Genomic DNA, 25524 nt, shown 5'->3' on the forward strand with positions numbered 1-25524 from the left:
AGATTATAAAGAGTAATTGTGAGGAAAGTATGAAGTTTATAAAAAAACAATGCCTAGTTTTACAAGTATAAAAAAATAGATGTTGGAATACATTTAGGCATGATTAAAACTAGGATAATCTGTTGTTATGCAAATAAATCGTAATATTTACGATTTAATCGTTGACTACAGATCAAACAGGAGTTATATTAATTTATGCGATATAAATCAAAACGATTACGATTTAAAAACACTTATTTTCTAGGCTTGAAGGAAGATTTATACACTGTAAATCGTAATCATTCTATTCTACTTAAAATGTAATCCATAAGGGGGTAATGGGCATTTGTGAAACAAGGAATTATTCTTGCAATTGCTTCAGCTTTTATATTTAGTATTATGAATGTCTTTGTAAAAGCAGCTAGTGAAACCATTCCAGTATCTGAAATTGTATTCTTTCGAAGTGTCATTGGAGCTGTAATCATCTACTATCTAATGAAACGGGCTAAGATTTCACTTTCAAGGAAAGGAATTCCTATGCTAGTGCTTAGGGGTTTGCTAGGAGCTCTGTATCTTCTTGCTTACTTTTTCACCATTGCTCATATACCACTGGGAGATGCAAGTATATTAGCCCATTTGTCTCCATTCTTCGCAATCATTCTCTCCAGTTACTTTTTAAAAGAGAAAATGAGCAAACAAATGATTATACTTTTTCCAGTTTTTATTTTAGGTGCCACGCTGTTAATGAATCCCTTCCAATATGGTTCATATACGATATATGCATTAGTTGGAATTTTAAGTGCATTTTTAGCAGCTTGTGCAGCAACGTCAATTCGCATTTTAAGTGTAACCCATCATAAATACGAAATAGTATTCTACTTTTTAGCCGCAGGCACCATTGTGTCTGTTCCTCTAATGTGGAATGAATTTGTGATACCTAGTTTACTAGGATGGTTCTATCTGATTTGTGTTGGTGTTGTTTCTTTAATAGGGCAGATTGTCCTAACGAGTGCCTTCACGCATGAAAATATTATTGTCGTCGAGGTTGTCCGATACATAGGAATCTTTTTTAATGTCATGTGGGGATTTGTCATATGGGGTGAGACGATCAGTATCTTATCTGTCATTGGTGGTGCGTTAATCATCGCGGCCTCGATCGCATTATCACGCCAGAAGAACAACGTGGTTTCTCTAAAAAAGAAAGTCAGACCAATAAAATACTAGAGTAGGAGTTGAATACATGTTAAACAAGTATCTCATGTCTTTTATGTTGATCGTTTTATTTATGTTAGCTGCAGGTTGTAGTACGAATGAGGAAGATAATGATTCATCGAAAAACGAGGAAAAGTCGATTACCTTATTATTTAGTTTTGCTTCTTCAACCATTGATCCTCATCAGGATTGGATGGGTGTACGTGCTGGGATCGCAGAAACGTTAGTGAAGATTGATGAAAACCTTACGATTCAGCCTTGGTTAGCGGAGTCATGGAAACAAAATGATGAAAAAACCTGGACGTTTACGTTGCGTAAAGGAATAACGTTTCATGATGGGACGCCTGTAGATGGAGAAGCTGTCAAAGCTTCATTTGAAAGGCTTCTAAGTGTGAATGATACGATTGGTAATAGCTTGAAAATTGAATCAATGGAAGCAAGCGGACAAGAAATTACCTTTAAAACAACGGAAAATTACCCAGCATTTTTATCAGAGCTAGTACATACGAATGCTTCAATTGTTAAAGTTGATGCTGAAGATATCAGTGAAAGACCTATTGCGACAGGTCCATTTAAAGTCATTGATTTCTTATCAGAGTCTGAAATTAAGCTAGGAAAATACGACGGCTACTGGGATGGAGCAGCAAAGCTAGATAACGTTACCATTAAATTTAATTCAGATGGCAATGTCCGTGCTTTAGCTCTTCAATCAGGTGAAGCGGACATTGCGTACCATTTACCTCCTGAAGCCCTAGAGCCTATTGAAAGTAGTGACAACCTTCGAGTAGAGTCAGTATCAAGCTTACGTGTTCATTTTATTTTATATAATCAAGCTAAGCCAGCCCTACAAGATAAAAAAGTTCGACAAGCATTAGACCTATTAATTAATCGCCCTGTTATGGTAGATGAGATTATGAATAGCCATGCTACTGCAGCAAACGGCCCGTTTAACCCGTCCTTCCCATTTGCTTCAGACGCGGAACCTAATAGCTATGACCCAGATCAAGCTCAGGCGCTATTAAAAGAAGCAGGTTATCAGAAGAATGATGCTGGAAAGCTAGAAAAAGATGGTGAGGTTCTTCAGCTAACGCTCGCTACTTATCAAGGAAGACCTGAGCTTCCTTTAATGGCTCAATATTTACAAGCAGAAGCGGCCTCGCTAGGAATCGATATAAACATCGTAACCGTTGAGGACGTTGATAGCTATCTATGGGAGAAACAAGAGGAATGGGATATGGTAACTTATTCTAACTTGACCGCTCCAAGAGGAGATGGTGGATACTTCTTTAATGTAGCCTACTTACCAGGAGGCTCTGTAAATCCAGGACAGATCGATATAACTGAATTAAATGAATTAACGCAACAACTAAATGGAACAGCTGATTCACAAGAACGTGTGGCTTTACAAAAGCAAGGTGTGGCCATCATTCAAGAACAACTTCCTCAATCCTTTATTCTACATCCGCATATTATTGTTGGTGTTAATGAACGGATAAAGAACTGGAATCCAGGATCTGAGGAGTACTATCTCATTACAAATCTAATGGATGTTGAATAAATAGGAAAAATAGTGAAGGTGTCTTAGACATTTTCACTATTCTTCCGTTCAGGGAGTAGGAGGTGTTAGGATGAAAACGGTAGTGTCCATTGTTACTTCTAGGTTATTACAATTACTGATCATGGTTTCAATCCTTTCTTTTGTTACGTTTGTATTAATGAAAGTCACACCAGGTGATCCCATTCGGGAACTACTAAAGGTTGAGGATGTGGTTGCTACTAAAGCTGACGAGGAAAAGCTAAAGAAAGAGTATGGCTTTGATCAACCCATTCTTGTTCAATATGGACAATGGATTTACAATGTTATGCAATTAGATCTTGGAGAATCTATTATTTCCAAACGCCCTGTTATGGAAGTAATCCTTAGTAGGCTCCCGGCGACGGTTTCTCTAGCCGCAGGAGGGATGATTGTTTTGTTTCTTATAGCAATTCCATTTGGGACATTAGGAGCTATATACGAAGGTCGATGGCCTGATTTTATTAGCCGGTGGATTGCCATGTTAGGTGCTTCTGTGCCTAGTTTTTGGCTGGGCCTTCTATTAATCTATCTTTTTTCATTAAAACTTAATCTCTTGCCTGTAATGGGTCAAGGGACGTTCTCTCATTTTGTGTTACCCTCGATTACAATGGGCATTGCGATGGCTCCTATATATATACGTCTTTTACGAGAACGTCTAATCGCTACTTTACAAAGTCCTTATATAGAGGCGGCTAGGGCAAGGGGATTAAGTAAAAATCGTATCCTATTCTCTCATGCCTTGAGAGGAAGTCTTATTCCGTTAATCACCATGTTTGGATTAAGTATTGGGAGCCTTTTAGGTGGTATTACCGTCATTGAAATACTTTTTTCTTGGCCAGGAATGGGAGAGTTGATTGTTACCTCAGTCGTGCAACGTGATTATCCAGTCATTCAAGGTTATATCCTAATTGTAGGGGTTTTAGTTGTCATCACAAATCTAATCGTTGATTTATTATACGTAGTCGTGAACCCACAGATTGACCAAGGAAAGGAGTCATTGTAATGGAAGAACCTGTTTTGATGATAGATAAAACGACTAAGCGTTACAGAGATCCAAATATGTTGATAGGTATCTTCCTTGCAGTGTTATTAGCGGTGGTAACCATTCTGGGTGGCTTGCTGGTGCCACACGACCCTTTTGAAATCAATATGAATAATAGATTACAAGAAGCTTCTGCAATACATTGGTTTGGTACGGACCAATTAGGACGGGATGTGTTTTCTAGAATCATCTATGGGGCAAAATTAACGGTCGGTCTTAGTTTGTTTACGATTGTATTGGCCGTTTGTATTGGGGTGCCTATAGGTCTTTTCTCTGGATTTATAGGAGGGAAAATTGATGCGTTCTTGATGAGAATAGTAGATGGAATATTAGCTTTTCCTGACTTTATCCTGGCCATCGCAATTGCTGGTATTCTAGGTGCTAACTTAACAAATGTAATAATAGCGATTGTTTTAGTAAGATGGATTGTTTACGCACGAGTAGTTCGAGGTTTAATATTGGCTGAGAAAGAGAAGGAGTATGTACTAGTTTCAAAAGTCTCGTTTTCTAGCACCTTTAAAACAATAAGGATGCATCTACTTCCACAAGTACTTCCAGATATTATTGTCATGGCAGCAATCGATGTTGGAAAAGTAATTCTACTCATTTCTGCCTTCTCTTATATTGGTCTTGGTGCTCAACCTCCTATTCCAGAATGGGGAGCGATGTTAAATGAAGGAAGGACCTTTTTTCAAGTGTTACCTTCCCTTATGATTTATCCCGGTCTCGCCATTATGTTAACCGTACTATGCTGTAACCTATTAGGCGATGGATTGAAGAATCATTTTGATATCCGGAAAAGGAGGGGGAATAGTGATTAATACATTAATCTCTATACAAGACTTGCAGATTAGAAGTATGTCTACGGAAAAAGAACTAGTAAAACATGTAAATTTAGAAATTAGAGCAGGAGAAATGATTGGACTAATTGGAGAGAGTGGTAGTGGGAAAAGCTTAACGGCTAGAGCACTTATGGGCCTCCTCCCTTCAAATATGAATGTTAAAGGCAAAATATTATATAAGGATACTAATTTACTAACTAAACAACCTAAACAGCATAAACATTTGCTCGGAAGTAACATAGGCATGATTTTCCAAGACTACAGAGGTAGCTTTACACCTTTTATTAAGATTGGAAAGCAAATGATTGAAACGATTCGAACCCATGAAAAAATGACTAAAAAGGAAGCAAAAGATAGGGCTCTTGCCGTTCTTGAAGAAATGGGACTAGAATCAAAACGAGTGTTTGATAGCTATTCGTTTCAGTTAAGCGGGGGTCAAGTGCAACGTGCAGCCATCGCGATGGCAATTTCGTTAAAACCAGATCTACTTATATGTGATGAAATGACGACAGCGCTAGATGTAATGAGTGGTGAAAGAGTGTTAGATTACATTGATCACATTAGAGATACCACAGGTTGCTCTATCTTAATGATTACCCATGATTTAACGTTAGCCTATAAGAGGACTGACCGCATGTATGTTATGAATCAGGGTGAAATAGTAGAACACGGTTTACCTGAGCAAATTCGTTGCCATCACAAACATCCATATACTAAAAAACTTTGTTCTTGTTTACTTTCTCTTCCAGCAAAAGAGTTATTACCACAGAAAAGAGTGCAAACCGTATGAACTTATTTATTGAGGGGCTTTCAAAACAATACTCAAGAGGTGTTCGGGCATTACAGCAGATTTCATTAACAATTTCAGAAGGTGAAAGTGTTGGGATAATTGGTGAAAGTGGAAGTGGGAAAAGTACGTTAGCGCGCATTCTATTAGGCTTGGAATCTTTTAAAGAAGGATCAATTACATATAACGATAAGCCAATTGCACCCAAGAATCGTGCAGCATTAAGAGAATATCGTAAAAATGTACAAATGATTTTTCAAGATTCAACAAGCACTTTAAATCCTAAATTACCAATATGGAAAAGTTTGCTAGAGCCATTAGAGAATTATAAAGAAGTATTACCTTCTTTTCTAGATCCGAATTTTAGCAAAATAGAAAAAGCTGAAAAGCTATTAGAAATAGTCGGATTAGAAAAAGACATGACCCATCGTTATCCGTGGGAATTAAGTGGAGGTCAAAAGCAGCGTGTTAGCATTGCTCGTGCGATCAGCCTAGAGCCTTCACTGTTAGTCTGTGATGAGCCAACAGCTAGCCTAGATGTAACAGTTCAAGTTCAGATTTTACAGCTACTAAAAGAACTTCAACACAAAACAAATATGACCATTCTATTCATTTCACACGATATAAGAGCAGTTGCGTATTTATGCGAACGACTCGTCGTGTTAAAGAATGGTGTAATCGTGGATGAATTTAAATTAGAAGAAATCTATCAACAGGAACGCCATTTTTATACAAAAGCATTAATTCAAGCTGCTTCATTTGAATAGTTTTACGTTTTAAGCAGGAGGAGATTATGAACTTAGCAACTAATTCAATGGCAATCAAAAACACTGCCTATAGCCATAGGGAGTACTTAGTGTTAGCCATTCCGCTTATTATATCAGGAATTTCAACACCCATTTTAGGAGCGGTTGATACAGCTGTAATTGGAAGAATTCCTGACCCGGCGTCCATTGGTGGAGTTGCGGTTGGAGCTGTGATCTTTAATACGATGTACTGGCTACTTGGTTTTTTGCGAGTCAGTACAAGTGGATTTACTGCACAGGCAGAAGGAGCAAATAACCAAAATGAAATGATGCTATCCTTTCTTAGGCCAATGATTTTAGCAATCGTATTTGGCTTATTCTTTATTATTCTTCAGACTCCCATTTTAACCATTGCACTCTCCTTAATAGGAGCAAGTGAAGCCGTATCATCTTTTGCTTCCGATTATTTTTCAATTCGAATTTGGGGTGCACCGTTTATTCTGTTAAGCTACGTCATCATTGGATGGCTAATAGGTATGGGGAAGGTCCGTCTAGCTTTGGCTACTCAAATATGGATGAACGTTTTAAATATTATTTTAGATTTTGTGTTTGTATTAGGGTTAGGAATGGGAGTGAAAGGAGTTGCTTATGCGACTCTTATTGCTGAGGTAAGTGCTGTAATTCTAGGAGCAGTCATTGTATATATGAAGAATAGGGATAAACTAGCTCATATAAAGTTATCGATGTTAATAGATACTGAACCTATTTTAAAAATGATGAAAATGAATCGTGATTTATTCTTGAGGACGGTCTGCTTACTTACTATGACTGTCATGTTTACTTCAATAGGGGCAAGCATGGGAGAAGTCACATTAGCAGCCAATGCTATTCTTTTGCAAATCCACTATATTATTGCTTATTTATTTGGTGGTTTTGCGAATGCTTCTAGTATTTTAGTAGGTAGAGGGATTGGCAGACAAGATCAGCTACTGTACAAGCGGGCATTTACTCTTTCGGTCCAGTGGGGAGCGGTATCTGCAATTTTCCTGAGTGGTGTAGTTTTTATTTTTGGTGAAAGTATCATCTCGTTATTTACAATCATACCAGAGGTAAAGATTTTGACAGCAGACTTCTTAATCTGGATGCTACTATTCCCAATCTTTGGTTTCTGGGGACTGCAGCTCGAAGGAATTTTTTCTGGTGCGACCGAAGCAAAGTCGATTAGAGATTCAATCGCAATAGCATTGATTATTTATTTAATGGCTCTATGGTTGTTTGTTCCTTTGTTTCAAAATCATGGACTATGGTTGGCGTTTGTTACATTTAGCTTAGCGAGATCTATCTTTTTAACGTTATTTGTTCCAAAATTAACCCGTGAGAAGTTTGCAAGTCAATAATAGACCAAATTCTATGCTTAGTTATACTCCCGAATTAGTGGAAAAATGATAATTGCGTAACAAGTAGAAATAATTGCGTGGCTATCACAACTAATTGCAGAGAGATTGCATGTAATTGCGTGGGATTCTGACGTAATTGCGTGTGTTTTAACCATAATTGCGTAAACGGTCGAAACTGGTGCAGATTCTAATTGGCAAACAATACCCAGAAAAAGATGGTCATCTCACATACGATTACTACATCAAAGTAGAGATAAAAAGAGTAGGCCATTTTCAGCCATTTATATTTCAAATTCAAAAAGAACTCTTCAAAGTTAAATCTTTGAAGAGTTTTTTTATAAGTAGAAGCTCAAGTACCGATTTACCTGTTTAAGTGAGCTCTTCAGTTAAATCAGCCTTCGTTAAAACAAGTGGACAAACAGTTTTTTATTTTTTCTGAAATTAGGTATTGACAGAACTTGCCGTTGTGAATTAAATTTGCCTTAAGGAAACTTTATAGCATGAGACAAAGATTATATTTTTTTGACTCAATGTTTCCCTTGTGCAACATTTATAAAACAATCCAAGGAGGCGTTAGGAATGAAAAAGTTAACAGCATCTTTTCGTTTTTTAGTTTTAGGATTAGGAATTGCACTCTTTTTAGGTGGGTGTAATACAGCAACAAGTAATCAATCAGATGAGAATGAGTCGAATGAAGACGTAATTGAAATTGTTGCGACAATTGCACAGATCGCTGAACCAATGGAGATTATTGGGGGCGATCGTGTAGAAGTGGAAAGTCTAATGGGTCCTGGGGTGGATCCTCATTTATACGAAGCGACACAAGGTGATATCTCAACTCTAGAAAAAGCAGACATTATTTTATATAACGGACTGCATCTAGAAGGTAATATGGGTGAAATTTTTGAAAAGCTAAGTGAAAGTAAGCCTACATTAGCTATTGGAGAAACAATTGAGGAAGACCGATTATTGGAAGATGAGGAAGGTGCAATAGACCCACACATCTGGTTCGACCTAGATCTATGGAAGGATGCACTAGAACATGCAACTGAAGAACTAAAGAAATATTCACCTGATGATGCAGAATATTTTGAAGAAAATAAACAGGATTACTTCGCAAAAATCGATGAGTTAAAAGCCGAAGCAGTTGAAAAAATGTCTAGTATTCCAGATGAACAACGTGTACTTGTAACGGCTCATGATGCATTTGGATATTTTGGTCGGATGTATGACATTGAAGTCGTTGGTTTACAAGGCTTAAGTACAGAGGATGAAGTAGGTGTATCAGATATTCAATCGACAGTACAGTTGTTAATTGAAAAACAAGTTCCAGCCGTATTTGTGGAAAGCAGTATTAATCAAAATTCAATTAAGGCAGTCATTGAAGGTGCAGCTGAAGATGGACTTGAAGTTTCGCTAGGTGGAGAGCTTTTCTCAGATGCTATGGGTAGTGCAGGTACGTTAGAAGGAACTTATCTTGGTATGTATCGACACAACGTTGATACAGTTTATGAAGGATTAACTGGAGTTGAAAAATAATGGATGTATTGAAAGTTAACCAATTATGTGCGGCTTACCGTAAGAATACCGTTCTTCACGATGTCTCGTTTACCATTAAGCCAGGTACATTAACGAGTATTGTTGGTCCCAATGGGGCTGGAAAATCCACACTTATTAAAGTATTGCTGGAGCTACATCCTAGTTTATCTGGTGACGTTACCTTTTTTGGATCATCCTTGAAAAAAGTGAAATCAAAAATAGGTTATGTTCCCCAACGTGGTTCTGTTGACTGGGATTTCCCAACGGATGCGCTAGATGTTGTTATGATGGGCATGTATGGACAAATCGGATGGTTAAAGTGGCCGAACAAAAGTCATAAGGAGAAGGCACTTGAAGCATTAAATAAGGTTGGGATGGCAGACTATGCGCATCGTCAAATAAGTGAACTATCAGGTGGACAGCAACAACGAGTCTTTTTGGCAAGAGCGTTGATTCAAGATGCGGAATTGTATTTCATGGATGAACCACTTGCTGGAGTTGATGCAGCAACAGAAAGAGCGATTATGAAAATCTTAAACGAATTAAAAAATAATGGAAAAACGGTTTTAGTTGTTCATCATGATCTTCAAACAGTAGAAGATTATTTTGATCAGGTGTTATTTTTAAACCGTACAGTCGTAGCGCAAGGCGGTGTCTCTTCCACCTTTACAACAAAGAATATTGAAAGAACTTACGGAGGGACGGCTCGCTTAATAAAGGAGGGAGTTGGAATTGTCAATCCTTCTCTCCAGTAACTTTCAATGGGTCTTAGTTAGTACATTACTCCTTGGTGTTGCTTCAGGCGTAGTGGGTTGCCTCGCTTATTGGAAGAAACAAAGCTTAATGAGTGATGCGTTGTCGCATGCAGCACTACCTGGAGTGATTATCGCATTTATGCTGTTCCAGGTAAAAGATTTATTTGTGTTAATAGTCGGTGCAAGTCTAAGTGCATTACTTGGAGCATTTTTTATCATGGCAATTAAATCTACAACACGGATCACGGAAGATACAGCCATGGGGATGATTCTAGCCGTATTTTTCGGAGGAGGGATTATTCTTCTTACCTTAGTGAACCGAAATGGTGGGGGCAACCAGGCTGGGTTAGACGACTTCATTTTCGGTCAGGCGGCGGCAATGGTACGATCAGACGTATTATTAATGTCCGCTCTTGCCTCCGTTGTTATCTTAATTATTATCATTGGATTTAAAGAGTGGAAGCTTTTCTTGTTCGATCCAAACTTTGCTAAGGGTCTTAATCTTCCACTAAAAACAATGAATGTGCTATATATGATCATCCTTGTTCTTACCATTGTTGTAGGCATTCAAGCAGTTGGGGTTATACTCATGTCAGCCTTGCTCATTATTCCACCTGTAAGTGCAAGGTATTGGACACATTCTTTTAAGATGATGATGTGTTTATCTGGGATATTTGGTGGAGTAGCTGGGGCGATTGGGACGACAATTAGTGGCCTTGGATCAGGCTGGCCAACGGGACCCTTTATTGTAGTTACTTCTGGTTCTATCTTTCTAGTATCCTTATTTTTAGGAGTTAAAAAAGGTCTTGTCGTTGAATATCTCATGTTACGGAATAAAAAGAAGGAAGTATACAAACCGTTGTCTAGCACCTCTTTAGAAAAGGAGGGGAGACCATGACCATGTATACAGTATGGATACTACTAACAGCTTCACTAGTGGGAGTTTCTTGTGGAATTATTGGTGTGTTCTTGATTCTACGTAGAATGGCGATGATGGCTGATGCAATCAGTCATACGGTACTACTTGGGATTGTTGTCGCTTATTTATTGACACATAGTTTAAGTGGTATGCACATGTTAATTGGCGCTGCGATAGCAGGAATATTTACCACATTCCTTGTACAGTTGCTCCATTCAGGGGGAGTACAGCAAGATGCATCCATTGGTGTAGTGTTTACAACTCTGTTCGCACTCGGTGTTATTCTGATTGCAACGAAGGTTGGAAATGCACACCTTGATGTACAGCATGCTTTAATGGGGGAAATTTCGTTTATCCCTTGGAATACCATACAAGTTCCAATAATCGGAGAGGTCCCTCTGGCAACCTTTATATTACTAATTGTCTTGTTTATAGTCTTGCTAGTCATTGGGGTCTTTTATAAGGAATGGAAAATTACTACATTTGATCCGGCTCTTGCAGCTAGTATAGGGATCCCAGTTCTTGCCATGCACTACCTATTCATGACGCTGGTTTCCATCACTACGGTTGCAGCTTTTGATGCGGTTGGTGCAATAATGGTTGTCGCGATGTTGATCACTCCTGCTGCATCGGCTTACCTTTGGACAGATAGACTTCTTGTGATGATCGTCTTAAGTTCATCTTTCGGCATTGTATCAGCTATTATGGGCTATTACTTTGCATTATGGATTGATACATCCATTTCAGGATCAATGGCGTTCGCAACAGGTATCGTGTTTTTCATTAGCTTTATTTGTTCTCCAAAACATTGCTTATTGGCAAATTGGATTAAACCATCAACAGTAAAGTGAGGAAAGGAGGGAGTAAACATGAGTCAAAGCCCAAGAATTCGAAATAAAATTCTCAAGTACTCTATAATCTTTAAATGTATGGGCATTATTCATGAAGAAGATTTTACTACTATTAACCGCAAGCCGTCTGGAGATAGATAAGGATCATTAGAGATTAGAAGAATCCCTTTGGAAAATAACCTGCATGGGAGGCATCAAGAAGGTTATGGGTTCACCTATTCAAGAAAAATACCTTAAGGTCATATATGATAATTTAAACGATGAAGGGTTTATTAGGGTTTCTGAACTAGCCAAATCATTAGGTGTCACAGTTTCTTCTGCTTCTAAAATGGCCAAAAAACTAAGTGAACAAGACTATATAGATTTCCAACGTTATGGGAACATAACCCTTACAGTTAAGGGAATAAAAGAGAGTAGGCAGATCTATAGGAAGCATGATGTTTTAGTTCGATTTTTTCGCCTCATTGAAATCGAAGAAGAAAAGATTGAAGACGAAGTAAAAAGTATCGAAAATATGATAAGTCTTGATGTGGTTAAGAAGATTGAAGCCCTCTTGACAAATAAAAAGATAGTAACATAGATTTTTACTAGGTCAACAAGTATTGGGAAAGTTATTAAATCGTACACTAAGGTGCTAACAATTAGTCACAATTAAAGTATAAATAATTGTCCCATAAACCAGGCGCTCTTCATTCATAGGAAGTGCGCCTTTGCTTATGAGAATATTTACTCCTAGCTTGACTTGTTAATTGATAGTGATTATCATTTACGTATTATACCATGGATACAAAAGGAGAGAATGGCGGTTGGATTATTTTTCTTTTCAATCAAATTTTACAAATACAGAGTATGACATAAATGTCTATGTACCTGAGGTAGAAGCTCCTGAAAATGGATTTCCTATCATTTATGTGTTAGATGGATCCTCTTACTATTACTTCGTTAGAGATACGGTGAGATTACAGCATGGTAACTCTATTAAAACAGGAGTAAAACCGGCTATAGTAGTTGGTATAGGTCATAGAAAAGAAGAAATGCGCAGAAAGAGATTTATAGATTTTACTGCACAAGCTGAACAACTAGTAGTGGCAGAACATGCAAAGGGGAAAATTCCAGAAGAGTATGGGGGAGCTGAGCTATTTTTATCATTCATTGAAAAAGAATTAAAACCATTGATTGAACAACAGTTTACAATTAACTTAAAGGAGCAATCACTATTGGGTCACTCTTTAGGTGGTTATTTTACTCTGTGGTGTCAATTTAATCATTCCTCACTTTTTCAGAATTATCTTGCGATTAGTCCATCTGTTTGGTGGAATGGAAAAGAGTTAGTCGCTATGTGTAAAGAATTTATAGTTAAAGAAAAACACCCTAACGTGCTTACCTTTATTGCAGTCGGTGAACAGGAAGGATTTATGGTAGAAAATGCTCGGGAAGTGGTAGAAATTTTACAGACGCAAAACCGTAAAGTAGAATGCTACGTTGCACCAGCTGAAAATCATGCTTCAGTCGTACCTACTGTAATGAGTCGTGCTCTTCGTTTTGCCTTAACAAATGAGTATAAATGATAAAGAGTAGCATTTTGTCCAACGGAAGCTGCGTGCCAAGATCATACTCGTGATTTGTAGTTTAGCCAGTCACTCATAAATAGGTGGAAAACAGGTTACCGCTAGGGGATATCCTGTTTTTATAACCTAATCCAGTGGGCTAAATAATCACCGAGGTACAGTTGCTACTGTAACTTAAAGCGTTGGTCAACTTATCCAGGATGTCTTCTCATTATTTCCCTCTCCCCACTAACACCAAGGCTGTGATATAGGAAGTAATTGGAATCACGATCATCACACCAATTCCTGCACAAAGTATGGTAATCATTTCAGCACTAAATACCTTAGAATTCACTATTTCCCCAAGTGGATAAGATAAATCTTTAAACAAGATAAACAATGCTAAGGACCCACCAAAGAAGGCGAAGAATAGGGTATTGGTGCTTGTCCCGATAATATCTCTGCCAATACTTAATCCTGATCTGAACAAATCTTTCCTAGTAATGGTTGGGTTATGGTAATGTATTTCGCGCATAGGTGAGGAAATAGCAATGGCTGCATCTACAATGGCACCAATTGTACTTATAATAATGACAGATACGCCAATTTGTACAAAATCAATCCCAACATGAAGAGAAAACCCACTAAGCTCTCGAATTTCTTCTTCACCAAAACCTTGAATCATAGCTTTCTCAGTCACAATCAAAATGAAAAATAACAGAATAACCGTTGTAATAATAGAAGAGAGAAAAGCTGTCTTTGTTTTTGTGTTGATGTCATTAATAAAAAATAGATTAATACAACTAATCACTGCACATGCCACTAATGTTAAAATAGTCAGATTTACATTGGGATCATGCATAATAAATATGATGATCATCAATACTCCAAAATTGAAGAATAAAGCAAGAAAAGACTTTATCCCCTTTTTTCCACCAATTACTGTCATCAATAGAAATAGAATGATTGATAATAATACTAATGCATTCATAATCTAGCCCTCTTTCTATTAATGAAGAATATCGTCGTGTAAATGCCAATAGGAATAGTTAGCACAATTCCTATCCCACCAGCTAAGGCTCTAGCTAATTCTAATGAAAGATTCATGGAGAGAGTGTAGCCAAGAAGAGAGTTGTTTTTTAAATAGAGAATAAGCATAGGGATTGAACCACTTATATAGACGAAGAACAAAATATTTGTCATCGTCCCCATTATATCTTTTCCAATCTCCATTCCTGAAGCTCGTAGCGCCTTTACTGATATCTGGTTATTCTTTTCATACAAGCTGAAGATCGAGGAAGACATAGTAATCGCTATGTCCATTACTGCACCAAGAGAACCGATGAATAACCCTGCCATGTATACCATTTGATAGGGGCGTGATAAAAATTGGACGAGGCCATTCCCTGATGTGCTCCAAATAACAATGTACGCAATGAAAAGAGAGCTAAAAGTTCCTAACAGGGTGGCTATGATCGCTGAGTACGTTTTTTCATTAAACCCGTTAACGAGTAACAAAGAAATACCAGTAAATAAAATAATACTAACTCCAGAAATCCACAAAAGGCTTATTTCCGAATGATTAATGTATACATCTAAGGCATATGAAAGTAAAACTGCATTTATTGCCAAACTTAAAATAGAAAAAAGCCCTTGCTTTCTACCAATAATCAGTAATGTAATAATAAACACCCAGGCAACGAATACAACATATGTATCACGTTTAAAATCTTTTATAGTTCCAGTTAATTCTTGAGTTGCAGTCTCGACCTTATCAATTGATACGAAAATATCCTGGCCAACTTGAAATTCATCATCATAAGCCTTCGACAATGAATACTCATTAGGTAACTGAATAAGCTTCCCTTTAAACTCACTATTTTTTAAGACGGCCGTAATTTTTTGAGTGAATGAACGGTCCTCATTACCATACATATCAACAAGATTGGTAGTATCTATTAATTCGGTCTTTGTAATCTCGGCTATTGGTTGTTCATAAAATGAATAATTGTTGTGTACAAAAACAATCGAGATGACAAAAGAAAGTATCAAAATTATATATATAAAGAGTTGTTGTTTCGTAATCTTCTTGAATTGATTTACAACCTCCAAAGCTAAACCTCCAACTACTACAGAATGATAAATTCAACTTTCCTTTTGTGACTATATCATAATACCACCAAATGTTTTAGTAATGTAAGGAAATGTAAAAGGGTAATCTATAACATATTCTTTGGAATTTTATAGATTGTTCTGGAAATCTCTATTAGTAGATCGCAGTAGAGGATGAAAGATAACTCTGTTACACTCATGGTAGAATCAAGTTCATATTGGAGTGAATCAAATGTTAATTGGTCATATAAAAGAAATTGTTCGCCACCCAGTAAAATCTCTTCGTGGAGAAAGTGTCCATGGAACCAAAATTATGGAGTATGGTTTATATGGTGACCGAAGCCATGCATACATAGACGATTCTAACCAGAAAAATTTCTTAACCATCACACAATTTCAAGAAATGGTTCAATATAAAGCAAGATTTGTAGGAGAAGAATCGATGGAAGTATACCCAAAAGTGGAAGTAGTCACGCCTGAAGGGAAGGTTTTTGATTGGAAAGATGAAGATTTAATTAAAGAAATGGAAAACAAATCAAATCGATTAATTTCTACGAAAGAATATGCTCCATCTCATGTACCGATCGGACCAATTGAGGTAGAACATATTCTACTAGCAACAGATGCTTCCTTAAATAAGTTGAGTGAGCTTTTGGGAAAAGATGAAGTTGATTTGAGGCGTTTTCGTCCCAATTTATTTATTTCGCTAAATGAGAAGGAACCTTTTATTGAAGAAAATTGGATTGGAAGACGTATTAAAATTGGATCGGAAGTAGAATTGGAATTTGTAGGACTCTGTAAGAGATGTATGATTATTACGGTTAATCCAGATACTGCTGAGCGAGATCCGAGTTTACATAAAACGATTATAAAAGAAAGAAATAATAATTTTGGAGTGTATGCTTCCGTAATTAAAACGGGGGAGATTTATGTAGATGACGAGGTACATCTTCTTGTTTGAAGGCAACCGTTTTTATGATTTGTTTGTGAAATATGATATGGTGTAAAGTTATTGTATCCAGGCCAGGAAATTAAGAAGGGGAATGAATCTATTTGGCTAAAAACGAACCCGTATGTTGGAATAGATGAAATAGGTGCAAATGAAATCTCAGCTCAATTAATCGAAGCAAAGGAACAGTTGCTCAATTTAGATTATTCAATACTCCAAGCGTTGGGTTGATTACCTTAAAGACTAAGTAACCAAAGGAAAACACAAGTTACTATTAAAATAAATCTCAGTCCGGATCTTGATCTCGTTTTTTTATGATTTCGAGGTCTTTTTTCTTTTAATTGATTTGTTATTTTTAGTTGGCTCTTTTAAAGTTTGTTGTTGATTTCCGTTCCAGGACACTCGCCTTCCGCACTTGCACAGGATGTGCTGGCTTCTGCGTTGCTCACAGGACGTGAGCGACCTTAGCAGAAGTTCCTTTGAGCCTCCTCGGCGCTCACGCCTGCGGGGTCTCCTTCACCACGCTTCTCCCGCAGGAGTCTCGCATCCTTCCACTTCAATCAACTCTGCTAAAATCAACACTGTACTTTAACACAGCCTTAAGGTAAGACTTGATTTCAACTTAACAAGTGAATGGTTAGTTATTGGTTTATGATGACTATGAAGTAAAAATTAACATGTTCAATTAGTTTGATAAAAAGTATATAAGCATGGTATAAGTGTAAAAGAAGCAGGGACATGTTGCTTTTTAATATTGGGATAAGTGTTGAATGGTTTCCCACAATGAAAGGATTTGAATCTTGAAATGAATGATAATTTTTGGCGTGATTTACCACGACCTTTTTTTATACTAGCACCAATGGAAGAAGTGACGGATGTTGTGTTTCGTCATGTAGTGAGTGAAGCAGCGAGACCTGATGTGTTTTTTACAGAGTTTACAAATTCGGAAAGTTATTGTCATCCAGAAGGACAAAAAAGTGTACGTGGACGTTTGACTTTTACAGAGGATGAACAACCGATTGTTGCCCATATATGGGGAGACAAGCCTGAATACTTTCGTCAAATGAGTATTGGTATGGCGGAGCTTGGGTTTAAAGGAATTGATATTAATATGGGCTGCCCTGTACCTAATGTAACGCAACATGGAAAGGGAAGTGGTCTTATTCGCAGGCCTGATGTTGCGGCAGAGTTAATACAAGCAGCCAAGACAGGAGGATTACCTGTAAGTGTAAAAACAAGGCTTGGATTCAAGGAGTTAGACGAATGGAGAGACTGGTTGACTCACATTTTTAAACAAGATATCGTCAACCTCTCGATCCATCTACGTACAAGAGAGGAAATGAGCAAAGTAGACGCTCATTGGGAACTGATCCCCGAAATTAAGAAACTTCGTGATCAGGTGGCACCTGATACACTCTTGACGATTAATGGGGATATCTCTGACCGTCAAACTGGCTTAAAACTTGCTCAACAATATGATATTGATGGGGTGATGATTGGACGTGGTATTTTCCATAATCCATTTGCCTTCGAAAAAGAGCCAAAAGATCATAGTAGTAAGGAATTGCTAGACCTCTTAAGATTGCATATGGACCTCCATGATCAATACTCAGGTTTAGAGCTCCGTAAGTTCACAGCGCTTCATCGTTTCTTTAAGATCTATGTCAAAGGATTCCGTGGAGCAAGTGAATTAAGAAATCAACTGATGAACACAAAGTCAACAGATGAAGTGCGTACATTGCTCAATGACTTTGGATTCAATAACGATGGCATGGGAGAATAATAGAATTTTCCTAAGTAGGGCTTGGGCGGGACCTCAAAACACACTCTTGGCTTGTCGAGAGTGTTAACAAATTTAACACTCTAACCAATTAATCCCTGATTTTCGCATAGAGACCCTGCGATTTCAGGGTCTTTTTTGTATTAACTTTCAACTGTTTATCTTAAATTTTCTTCTAATTATTTTTCCCTTATTAATTTTGATCGAATTATTGTCATTCCTAGAAAGGGCGTAGTCTGGTATAAGAGGAATAACTTTGCAATATATATGAATGGATATACTTCTTAAAATCCTTAGGCAGGTGATTACATGGATCAATCATCAGAATTTAATAAAATGGACGAGAGTAATAGGAAAAAAGAACAACTCGATCAATTTCGTGTGGAAAATACCGGTAAGAGAATAACAACAAATGAAGGACTAAAGGTTTCAAATAATGAGAACACCTTAAAAGTGGGCGACCGTGGTCCTGTTTTAATGCAGGACTTTCATTTCTTTCAAAAGCAGATGCACTTTGACACGGAACGAATCCCTGAACGAGTTGTTCATGCTAGAGGATTTGGAGTGCATGGGGAATTTGAATCCTATAAGTCGATGAAAAAGTATACAAAGGCTGGATTCTTGCAGGAACCAGGGATTAAAACACCTGTGTTTGCAAGATTTTCTACGGTTCAAGGTGGCAGAGGGTCCATGGATACTGCACGGGATATACGAGGCTTTGCGGTTAAGTTTTATACAGAAGAAGGAAATTATGACTTTTTAGGCCTTCAATTTCCCATTTTTGTTATTCATGATGCCTTTAAATTTGTGGATTCGCAGCATGCTCTTAAGCCAGAACCGCATAACGACATGCCAACCGCTTCCGCAGCACACGATAACTTTTGGGATTTTGTAGCTAATAACCAAGAATCCGCACATTTTGTTATGTGGGCAATGTCTGATCGAGCTGTTCCGAGAAGTTGGAGAATGATGGAAGGGTTTGGCATCAATATTTTCCGATTTGTTAATGAACAGGGGAAATCGCACTTCGTCAGGTTTCATTGGAAGCCTGTCCTCGGTGTTCACTCCTTCCTCAACGAGGAGTCTCTTATCATTGGCGGAGTGGATCCAGATTACCATAGACGAGATCTAAGGGATGCAATTGAGCGTGGTGCTTATCCTGTCTATGAATTTGGGGTACAGATGATTGCCGAGGAAGACGAGCATAAGTTTGATTTTGACGTAATTGATCCAACCAAGATTTGGCCTGAGGAATTAATACCCGTAGAAAAAATTGGAAAAATGACACTGAACCGAAATGTAGATAATTTCTTCGCTGAAACAGAGCAAGTGGCTTTTGATGTAACCAATCTTGTTCCAGGAATTAACTTTAGTAATGATCCAATTTTACAGGGAAGAACCTTCACCTATAAAATTACACAACAACATAGGCTTGGAGGATCAAATTACCCTGATTTACCGATAAATAAATCGCTTTGTCCTTTCCATAATAATCAGCGAGACAGCTTTAGCAGATATCGAATTGATGTTGATCAAGTAAACTATTATCAAAACTCTATCGCAAACAATACACCTGGCCCAACACCTACAGAGGAAGGTGGATTTGTTCATTATCCTGAGCAAGTAAAAGGACCTATAGTTAAGGCGAGTAGTGAGTCTTTTAAGGATTTCTTTTCACATGCACGCTTTTTTTGGAATAGTATGTCTCCTGTTGAGAAGCAGCACATTATTGAGGCATTCAGTTTTGAACTTGCTAAAGTAAAAAGGGAATCTGTTCGCCAACAAGTAGTAGATATGTTTGTAAACGTTGATCAGGAAATGGCAACTATCATTGCCGAAAATGTTGGAGCAAACCCGCCAACTGGTCAGCATGTTCCCGTTACAGCTTCTTCCCCTGCTGTAAGTCAAGCGAATACGCCTCATTTTCCCCATACCTTAAGAGTGGGTGTACTTATTGGTGACGGGTTTAATGGGCAAGAGGTAAGAAAAGTGATCGGCACTCTGAAACAGCATGGTGTATTCATTGGATTTATTAGTGACAATCTTGGTATGGTAACTGGGGAAGATGGTACCAAAATAAAAATTGATCAAATATTTGTTTCAACTCACCACGCTCTCTATGATTCTCTCTATGTAGTGGGTGGGTATACGAAAAATCAAACAAGCTTCAATATTAACGTTGCTGAGTTTATAAATGGAGCCTACAAATACTATAAGCCAATCGGTGTGGCAACAACTGGACAGTCCTTTATTCAACCATCGGAATATAATAATTTAGCTGGTGTGGTTTTTGCTGCGGAAACCCAAGACTTCGGAGGAGAATTTGTTACTGCCATCGCTTCCCGACGTTTTTGGGATAGAAGGTAAGTTAAGTTAAGTAGTCTAAGAGAGTGTCTTGGAATTTGGATACATAGAAGCAGCACCACTCAGCTATACTGAAGTGGTGCTGTTTTTATTTAATCTATATCCTAAAATCAAGCATTAAACTGTTGACCAGAAAGTCTAGAAGTCTGGTTTCTAACGGTCATAGGTCTTGTTAAAGAAAACACTGCACACATTAAAGCAATAATTACGAGGACAGCTCCATACCAAGAAGTATGAGAAACGGTCCCGGTTTGACTCAACACGATCCCACCGAATGCGGAACCTAGTGAAATACCGATTTGTAATGCTGAATTATTAAAACTTTGCTGAATGTCAGATGTAGCAGGGTCTGTCTGAATCAAGTAGCTTTGCTGTGGTGGAGCTAACCCCCAACTTAATGCTGCCCACAACATCATCATCGGTATAAATAGAACGAGTGAGGAAGTTGAAAATGGCAATATAAACAGTATGACAGCAAATGCACTAATTACAGCGATGATGCTTTTAGGAGCACCTATCGAATCCGAAAGAATTCCTCCAAATGCTCCACCACTTACCGCGGCAATCCCAAACAGTAAATAACATAGACTAATCCAATTAGGGCTCAATTGCAGCTCTGTTTCTAAGAATGGAGTGAAGTATGCATAAAGCGTATAATGCCCTGCCAACATGAACATTGTTGCCAAATGGGCACTACCTATTTTCAAGCTAGCTACTGCTTTTAATTGTTGGGAAAGTGGAATCGTATTTTCTCCAGGGATTTTCTCAAGAAAAATTGAAATCAGAACAAAGGATCCAATCGATAAAAGAGCAATTCCAAGGAAAATAACTCGCCAGCCGAACGTATTGGAAATCAGAATACCTAGTGGAACTCCCATAACAAGCGAAGAACTAATCCCCACATAAATCAGACCTAAGGCCTTTGCACGATGTTCTGGAGAAACAATCTTGGCCGCAATAGTTAAGGAAAGTACAACAATTAGAGCTGTACTCATAGCGGTTAACACCCTTGCGGTCATCATAAACGTAAAATCCGAACTGAAATAGGTCATGATATTCCCTAAGAAGAACAGAAAAAGGGAAATTAAATATAATTTTTTTCTTTCTATTTTGCTAGTCAAAACTAATAACACTGGACCAGCAATAGCATAAATAAGTGCGAAAACCGTGATTAATTGTCCAGCTGAGCTTAATGAGATCTTTAAATCGTTTGCTATGGTAGGGAGTATGCCTCCTACGATTAATTCAACCAGTCCAACAGCAACCGTTGATAATGCGAGTATAAAAACTTTTATATTCATATTCTTTTTTTCTTCCTTTCTGCGAATAATCAAAATGAGACTTTTTAGAAAATAGCTCTGTTAACATAGGTGTTGATTTTCGTTACAGGACACTCGCTTTCCGTGGGGCGTGCGGTGAGCCTCCTCATCGAAAAGTGGAAGTGCCCGGTTAGCTCCGACAAGCAAATGTTCCTACATCAAGAAAAGGGTGATCTTTCCCATTTCTTGATGTAGGGTTATTTGACCTCGAGGAGCTGGGCACTGCAACTAGACAAGCTGCGCCTGCGGGGTCTCACCTGACACGCTGCCTCCCACAGGAGTCTCGCATCCTTCCACTACAATCAACTCTGCTAAAAATCAACACTCTACTTTAACAGAGCCCAAATAATAAAAAAAATCCTGATTACAAAAAATGAGCGATTCATTTTCTGTAATCAGGATTTTATGGTTCCTGGTAGAGACCCTCAAGCCATATTATTGAGGTTATACAGGTATAACTTATTTGGTTAGGAAAGCACTTTGAACAGTTTACTAGGTTTCACATGATTTTTCAAGTGTTAATTTCTAAATACAGACTATCTTAGCAAAGAAGGTTGTTATTTTTATAAAAAACCTGAAGGTAGTTGGTGCGGAAAGCAAGCACCTGAGACGGAAATTAACGGACTGGATTTTCAACTAAAATAAGAAGAAAATACGCGAGTAAGCATTTACTATAAAACTAAAATCATACTAAATATTAGATAAAAGTATACTATTTTTAGAACATAGCCTAGCTGATGATTATTGCATTGCTGTTCCTAATAATACATGATATCTTCAAAATGACAGCGCTTTTATTCTGAAAAATCTGTACACATACTTATCATAAAAATCAGTAGGAGGCACTTATGGCAACGATTATAAATCCGATTTTACCAGGCTTTAATCCTGATCCGAGTATTTGTCGTGTTGGAGAAGACTATTATATTGCTGTATCTACATTTGAATGGTTTCCTGGAGTTGGAATCTATCACTCTAAGGATTTGAAAAATTGGCGTTTAGCTTCTAGACCTTTAAACCGATTAAGTCAATTAAATATGATGGGAAATCCTGATTCTGGCGGAATCTGGGCACCACAGCTATCTTATAGTGATGGGAAGTTCCATTTAATTTATACCGATGTAAAAGTAACTGAAGGACATTGGAAGGATTGTCATAACTATCTTGCGACTTGTGAGACGATTGATGGTGAATGGTCAGATCCTATTTATCTAAACAGTTCAGGCTTTGATCCTTCACTTTTCCATGATGAAGATGGAAAGAAATACTTAGTCAACATGAACTGGGATCATCGTGTTGGCAATCATCCGTTCTATGGAATTGCTCTACAAGAATATAGCCCTGAAGAACAAACTCTGATTGGCAAGACGAGAATTATCTTTAAAGGAACAGATGTTAAACTAACAGAAGCACCACACCTTTACCGTTTGAATGGCTACTACTATTTATTAACAGCTGAAGGTGGAACAAAGTACGACCATTGTGCGACAATTGCTAGATCAAAAAGTATTGAAGGACCATATGAAGTCCACCCTGATAATCCATTAATTACATCGTTCCCTTATCCAAGGAACCCATTGCAAAAAGCAGGGCATGCTTCAATTGTTCAAACACATACAGACGAATGGTTCCTTGTTCACTTAACGGGTCGTCCATTACCTGATGAAAATAAAGCGTTATTAGATCCTCGGGGCTTTTGTCCACTGGGTAGAGAGACGGCGATTCAAAGACTAGAATGGAAAAACGATTGGCCGTATGTAGTAGGAGGTAATGAGCCTTCACTTGAAATAGAAGGACCTAACATTCCTGAAGTGAAGTGGGAGAGCGACTATCCCGAAAAAGATGAATTTGATTCAGAAACACTAAATGCTCATTTTCAGTCTCTACGTATTCCATTAGGTGAGGAGATTGTATCTCTGAAAGACAATCCGGGACACCTTCGTCTCTATGGTAGAGAGTCACTAACATCTAAGTTTACTCAAGCGTTTATTGCAAGACGCTGGCAGCATTTTAATTTTATTGCGGAGACAAAGGTAAAGTTCAATCCAGAAACGTTCCAACAATCTGCTGGTCTAGTAAACTACTACAATACCCAAAACTGGACATCATGCCAAATTTCATGGAACGAGGAAAAGGGAAGAATCCTTGAATTGATGACATGTGATAACTTCACATTTGCCCAACCACTACGCGGAAATGAAATTGAGATTCCTGAAGATATGGAATATGTGCACATCCGTGTGGAAGTAAAGACAAATGTCTATCAATATTCCTATTCATTCAATGGTGAAGATTGGATGTTGATTCCAGTTACATTCGAGTCATACAAACTGTCTGATGATTATATCCAAGGCGGAGGATTCTTTACGGGTGCATTCGTCGGTATGCAGTGTCAAGATACTTCTGGTCGAAAACAAGCTGCAGACTTTGACTATTTTATTTATAAGCCTGAATAAGTATTGGATTGCAATAGAATGATTTAAAAATAATCCAATTAGAGATCAAATCGTCTTTGATTTGGTCTCTTCTCTTTTTACTTGCGATGTTAAAATACTAGTTAATCACATAAACTAAAAACCATCCTAGACCGAATGGTTTTTTTGTTTATCAAGAATATTAGAGTCTAGTAAAATCCGATTTAATACTATTTCTGTATATGGCATAAAGTAGTTAAGGATTAGGCCGCCTAAACAAACGGTTAAGATCGTACCAACACCAATTGGGCCATTGAATAGTAAGGCCATTATCAAGAATATAAGATAAATGGAGGTTCTTGAAATCAGTATAGACGTTCTAGTTAATTCTTGGATGATTAAGATTAAACGGTCGATTGGAATAGGTGCAAAATTTGTGTGTAAATAAATAGCTGTCCCTATTCCTATAACCATTAAGCCAATTCCAAAGTATACAAGTTTGATAGACCAAAGTTCAGGTGTAATCAAATCCTTTAATAGAAATAGCCACATATCAATGCCAACACCCGTTATAAATGCGGTTAACAACCCCAAAACTTCAGGTCGTCGCCTTTTTAAAAATGAGTTGCAACACATTATGATAATAGCTATTATGATTTCCCAACTTCCCACTGTAAGCCCAATATTTATTGCTAGTCCTACCAATAGAGCATCATATGGTGAAGTCCCAAGGTCTGAATATATAGTAATTGAAATTCCAAGGGTTAATAGTAAGATTCCTATTACATAAAAAACATATTTCACTGAAATCACCTCTTTTTTAATTATTTTTGTTGCAAATGCAATAAAATAAAGTTACATTAACTATATGGTGAGTTTGTTGTATTTACAACAAAATTTTTCTAAGGAGATTATAATGAAGGAAATTCTTCGTGAAATTGGTATGATCGCAAGGGCTTTAGATTCGATTAGTAATATTGAATTCAAAGAATATGACCTAACAAAAGGGCAGTATTTATACGTTGTACGAATATGTGAAAATCCAGGAATCATCCAAGAAAAGCTTGCTGAGCTGATAAAAGTAGATCGCACAACAGCAGCCCGTGCTATAAAAAAACTTGAAGCAAATGGTTTTATTGAAAAGAGAGATGATGAAAACAACCAGAAAATTAAAAAGCTCTTTCCAACAGAAAAAGGAAAGAATATTTATCCATTCATAATAGGAGAAAATAATCATTCCAATAAGGTTGCATTAGAAGGTTTTTCTGAAGATGAAGTAGAGAATCTTTACAACCTTCTTCAAAGAGTAAGGAAGAATGTAGAAGTCGATTGGGAATTTGTAAAAAAGGGAAACAAGAGAAATTATTGATTAAATAGAAGGAGTGACAATATAA

General features: G+C 37.5%; 24 protein-coding genes and 1 riboswitch. Of the genes, 20 read left to right on the top strand and 4 right to left on the bottom strand.

Annotation, left to right across the window (positions count from 1 at the left end; all coding sequences use genetic code 11):
* The first annotated feature begins 327 nt into the window (after positions 1 to 327).
* The 14 genes from M1D60_RS09210 (at position 328) to M1D60_RS09275 (ending at position 13213) form a co-directional block, all read left to right on the top strand.
* Positions 328 to 1203 carry a DMT family transporter gene (locus M1D60_RS09210; RefSeq protein WP_456278863.1) on the top strand — a complete coding sequence of 292 codons (876 nt, stop codon included), beginning with the start codon at positions 328 to 330 and terminating at the stop codon, positions 1201 to 1203.
* Between the two features lie 16 nt (positions 1204 to 1219).
* Complete coding sequence (nikA, locus tag M1D60_RS09215; protein WP_456278864.1) at positions 1220 to 2749, top strand: nickel ABC transporter substrate-binding protein; 1530 nt, start codon at positions 1220 to 1222, stop codon at positions 2747 to 2749.
* Between the two features lie 70 nt (positions 2750 to 2819).
* Positions 2820 to 3770 (top strand): nickel ABC transporter permease, encoded by a 951-nt coding sequence (gene nikB / locus M1D60_RS09220; protein WP_456278865.1) that lies wholly within the window; start codon positions 2820 to 2822, stop codon positions 3768 to 3770.
* The gene (gene nikC / locus M1D60_RS09225; protein WP_456278866.1) at positions 3770 to 4630 is read left to right on the top strand and encodes a nickel transporter permease; all 861 of its coding nucleotides are present in this window, start codon (positions 3770 to 3772) and stop codon (positions 4628 to 4630) included. The genes nikB and nikC overlap by 1 nt, the downstream gene beginning before the upstream one ends.
* Positions 4623 to 5441, top strand: a complete 819-nt coding sequence (locus M1D60_RS09230) for an ABC transporter ATP-binding protein (RefSeq protein ID WP_456278867.1) — start codon at positions 4623 to 4625, stop codon at positions 5439 to 5441. The genes nikC and M1D60_RS09230 overlap by 8 nt, the downstream gene beginning before the upstream one ends.
* Complete coding sequence (locus M1D60_RS09235) at positions 5438 to 6205, top strand: ABC transporter ATP-binding protein (protein ID WP_456278868.1); 768 nt, start codon at positions 5438 to 5440, stop codon at positions 6203 to 6205. Before M1D60_RS09230 ends, M1D60_RS09235 begins: the two co-directional genes overlap by 4 nt.
* Positions 6206 to 6231: 26 nt before the next feature.
* Entirely contained in the window at positions 6232 to 7581 is a 1350-nt protein-coding gene (locus M1D60_RS09240) for an MATE family efflux transporter (RefSeq protein WP_456278869.1), read from the top strand.
* A 579-nt stretch (positions 7582 to 8160) separates the two neighbouring features.
* Complete coding sequence (locus M1D60_RS09245; protein WP_456278870.1) at positions 8161 to 9120, top strand: metal ABC transporter solute-binding protein, Zn/Mn family; 960 nt, start codon at positions 8161 to 8163, stop codon at positions 9118 to 9120.
* Positions 9120 to 9875, top strand: coding sequence for a metal ABC transporter ATP-binding protein (locus tag M1D60_RS09250; RefSeq protein WP_456278871.1), 756 nt, complete (start codon positions 9120 to 9122; stop codon positions 9873 to 9875). The genes M1D60_RS09245 and M1D60_RS09250 overlap by 1 nt, the downstream gene beginning before the upstream one ends.
* Entirely contained in the window at positions 9853 to 10773 is a 921-nt protein-coding gene (locus M1D60_RS09255; protein WP_456278872.1) for a metal ABC transporter permease, read from the top strand. The genes M1D60_RS09250 and M1D60_RS09255 overlap by 23 nt, the downstream gene beginning before the upstream one ends.
* Positions 10770 to 11645, top strand: a complete 876-nt coding sequence (locus tag M1D60_RS09260) for a metal ABC transporter permease (RefSeq protein ID WP_456278873.1) — start codon at positions 10770 to 10772, stop codon at positions 11643 to 11645. Before M1D60_RS09255 ends, M1D60_RS09260 begins: the two co-directional genes overlap by 4 nt.
* Positions 11646 to 11663: 18 nt before the next feature.
* Positions 11664 to 11786, top strand: coding sequence for a hypothetical protein (locus M1D60_RS09265; RefSeq protein ID WP_456278874.1), 123 nt, complete (start codon positions 11664 to 11666; stop codon positions 11784 to 11786).
* A 64-nt stretch (positions 11787 to 11850) separates the two neighbouring features.
* Positions 11851 to 12225 (top strand): metal-dependent transcriptional regulator, encoded by a 375-nt coding sequence (locus M1D60_RS09270; RefSeq protein WP_456278875.1) that lies wholly within the window; start codon positions 11851 to 11853, stop codon positions 12223 to 12225.
* A 226-nt stretch (positions 12226 to 12451) separates the two neighbouring features.
* Positions 12452 to 13213, top strand: a complete 762-nt coding sequence (locus tag M1D60_RS09275) for an alpha/beta hydrolase (RefSeq protein ID WP_456278876.1) — start codon at positions 12452 to 12454, stop codon at positions 13211 to 13213.
* A 211-nt stretch (positions 13214 to 13424) separates the two neighbouring features.
* Here the strand turns inward: M1D60_RS09275 and M1D60_RS09280 are convergent, their stop codons facing one another.
* Positions 13425 to 14183, bottom strand: a complete 759-nt coding sequence (locus M1D60_RS09280) for a YibE/F family protein (RefSeq protein ID WP_456278877.1) — start codon at positions 14181 to 14183, stop codon at positions 13425 to 13427.
* Positions 14180 to 15304 (bottom strand): YibE/F family protein, encoded by a 1125-nt coding sequence (locus tag M1D60_RS09285; RefSeq protein WP_456278878.1) that lies wholly within the window; start codon positions 15302 to 15304, stop codon positions 14180 to 14182. The genes M1D60_RS09280 and M1D60_RS09285 overlap by 4 nt, the downstream gene beginning before the upstream one ends.
* Before the next feature lie 232 nt (positions 15305 to 15536).
* On the opposite strand from M1D60_RS09285, the gene M1D60_RS09290 reads away from it, so the two are divergent.
* From M1D60_RS09290 to M1D60_RS09305, 4 genes are all read left to right on the top strand, one after another.
* Positions 15537 to 16265 (top strand): MOSC domain-containing protein, encoded by a 729-nt coding sequence (locus M1D60_RS09290; RefSeq protein ID WP_456278879.1) that lies wholly within the window; start codon positions 15537 to 15539, stop codon positions 16263 to 16265.
* A 51-nt stretch (positions 16266 to 16316) separates the two neighbouring features.
* Entirely contained in the window at positions 16317 to 16484 is a 168-nt protein-coding gene (locus M1D60_RS09295) for a hypothetical protein (RefSeq protein WP_456278880.1), read from the top strand.
* 574 nt (positions 16485 to 17058) lie between these two features.
* Positions 17059 to 18036 (top strand): tRNA dihydrouridine synthase, encoded by a 978-nt coding sequence (locus M1D60_RS09300; protein ID WP_456278881.1) that lies wholly within the window; start codon positions 17059 to 17061, stop codon positions 18034 to 18036.
* 306 nt (positions 18037 to 18342) lie between these two features.
* Positions 18343 to 20400: a catalase gene (locus M1D60_RS09305; RefSeq protein WP_456278882.1), complete on the top strand. Its 2058-nt coding sequence runs from the start codon at positions 18343 to 18345 to the stop codon at positions 20398 to 20400.
* 107 nt (positions 20401 to 20507) lie between these two features.
* Here M1D60_RS09305 and M1D60_RS09310 read toward each other — a convergent pair whose 3' ends face one another.
* A complete protein-coding gene (locus M1D60_RS09310; protein WP_456278883.1) occupies positions 20508 to 21698 on the bottom strand; it encodes an MFS transporter in 1191 nt (396 codons plus the stop codon).
* 390 nt (positions 21699 to 22088) lie between these two features.
* Positions 22089 to 22188: riboswitch (purine riboswitch) on the bottom strand.
* 376 nt (positions 22189 to 22564) lie between these two features.
* On the opposite strand from M1D60_RS09310, the gene M1D60_RS09315 reads away from it, so the two are divergent.
* On the top strand, positions 22565 to 24172 hold the full coding sequence (locus M1D60_RS09315; RefSeq protein WP_456278884.1) for a glycoside hydrolase family 43 protein: 1608 nt from the start codon (positions 22565 to 22567) through the stop codon (positions 24170 to 24172).
* A 126-nt stretch (positions 24173 to 24298) separates the two neighbouring features.
* Here M1D60_RS09315 and M1D60_RS09320 read toward each other — a convergent pair whose 3' ends face one another.
* Positions 24299 to 24934 (bottom strand): YczE/YyaS/YitT family protein, encoded by a 636-nt coding sequence (locus M1D60_RS09320; protein ID WP_456278885.1) that lies wholly within the window; start codon positions 24932 to 24934, stop codon positions 24299 to 24301.
* A gap of 112 nt (positions 24935 to 25046) precedes the next feature.
* On the opposite strand from M1D60_RS09320, the gene M1D60_RS09325 reads away from it, so the two are divergent.
* Complete coding sequence (locus tag M1D60_RS09325) at positions 25047 to 25499, top strand: MarR family winged helix-turn-helix transcriptional regulator (RefSeq protein WP_456278886.1); 453 nt, start codon at positions 25047 to 25049, stop codon at positions 25497 to 25499.
* The last annotated feature ends 25 nt before the right edge of the window (positions 25500 to 25524 follow it).

The sequence above is a fragment of the Bacillus sp. AK128 genome (assembly GCF_053903075.1).

What these genes read in the sequence shown, in the direction of transcription:
- M1D60_RS09260 (WP_456278873.1), top strand. Translation starts at nt 10,770, where the DNA reads ATGACCATGTATACAGTATGGATACTACTAACAGCTTCACTAGTGGGA.
- M1D60_RS09300 (WP_456278881.1), top strand. Translation starts at nt 17,059, where the DNA reads ATGAATGATAATTTTTGGCGTGATTTACCACGACCTTTTTTTATACTA.
- nikA (WP_456278864.1), top strand. Translation starts at nt 1,220, where the DNA reads ATGTTAAACAAGTATCTCATGTCTTTTATGTTGATCGTTTTATTTATG.
- M1D60_RS09250 (WP_456278871.1), top strand. Translation starts at nt 9,120, where the DNA reads ATGGATGTATTGAAAGTTAACCAATTATGTGCGGCTTACCGTAAGAAT.
- M1D60_RS09240 (WP_456278869.1), top strand. Translation starts at nt 6,232, where the DNA reads ATGAACTTAGCAACTAATTCAATGGCAATCAAAAACACTGCCTATAGC.
- M1D60_RS09270 (WP_456278875.1), top strand. Translation starts at nt 11,851, where the DNA reads ATGGGTTCACCTATTCAAGAAAAATACCTTAAGGTCATATATGATAAT.
- M1D60_RS09235 (WP_456278868.1), top strand. Translation starts at nt 5,438, where the DNA reads ATGAACTTATTTATTGAGGGGCTTTCAAAACAATACTCAAGAGGTGTT.
- M1D60_RS09290 (WP_456278879.1), top strand. Translation starts at nt 15,537, where the DNA reads ATGTTAATTGGTCATATAAAAGAAATTGTTCGCCACCCAGTAAAATCT.
- M1D60_RS09310 (WP_456278883.1), bottom strand. Translation starts at nt 21,698, where the DNA reads ATGAATATAAAAGTTTTTATACTCGCATTATCAACGGTTGCTGTTGGA.
- M1D60_RS09305 (WP_456278882.1), top strand. Translation starts at nt 18,343, where the DNA reads ATGGATCAATCATCAGAATTTAATAAAATGGACGAGAGTAATAGGAAA.
- M1D60_RS09315 (WP_456278884.1), top strand. Translation starts at nt 22,565, where the DNA reads ATGGCAACGATTATAAATCCGATTTTACCAGGCTTTAATCCTGATCCG.
- M1D60_RS09245 (WP_456278870.1), top strand. Translation starts at nt 8,161, where the DNA reads ATGAAAAAGTTAACAGCATCTTTTCGTTTTTTAGTTTTAGGATTAGGA.
- M1D60_RS09280 (WP_456278877.1), bottom strand. Translation starts at nt 14,183, where the DNA reads ATGAATGCATTAGTATTATTATCAATCATTCTATTTCTATTGATGACA.
- M1D60_RS09265 (WP_456278874.1), top strand. Translation starts at nt 11,664, where the DNA reads ATGAGTCAAAGCCCAAGAATTCGAAATAAAATTCTCAAGTACTCTATA.
- nikC (WP_456278866.1), top strand. Translation starts at nt 3,770, where the DNA reads ATGGAAGAACCTGTTTTGATGATAGATAAAACGACTAAGCGTTACAGA.
- M1D60_RS09325 (WP_456278886.1), top strand. Translation starts at nt 25,047, where the DNA reads ATGAAGGAAATTCTTCGTGAAATTGGTATGATCGCAAGGGCTTTAGAT.
- nikB (WP_456278865.1), top strand. Translation starts at nt 2,820, where the DNA reads ATGAAAACGGTAGTGTCCATTGTTACTTCTAGGTTATTACAATTACTG.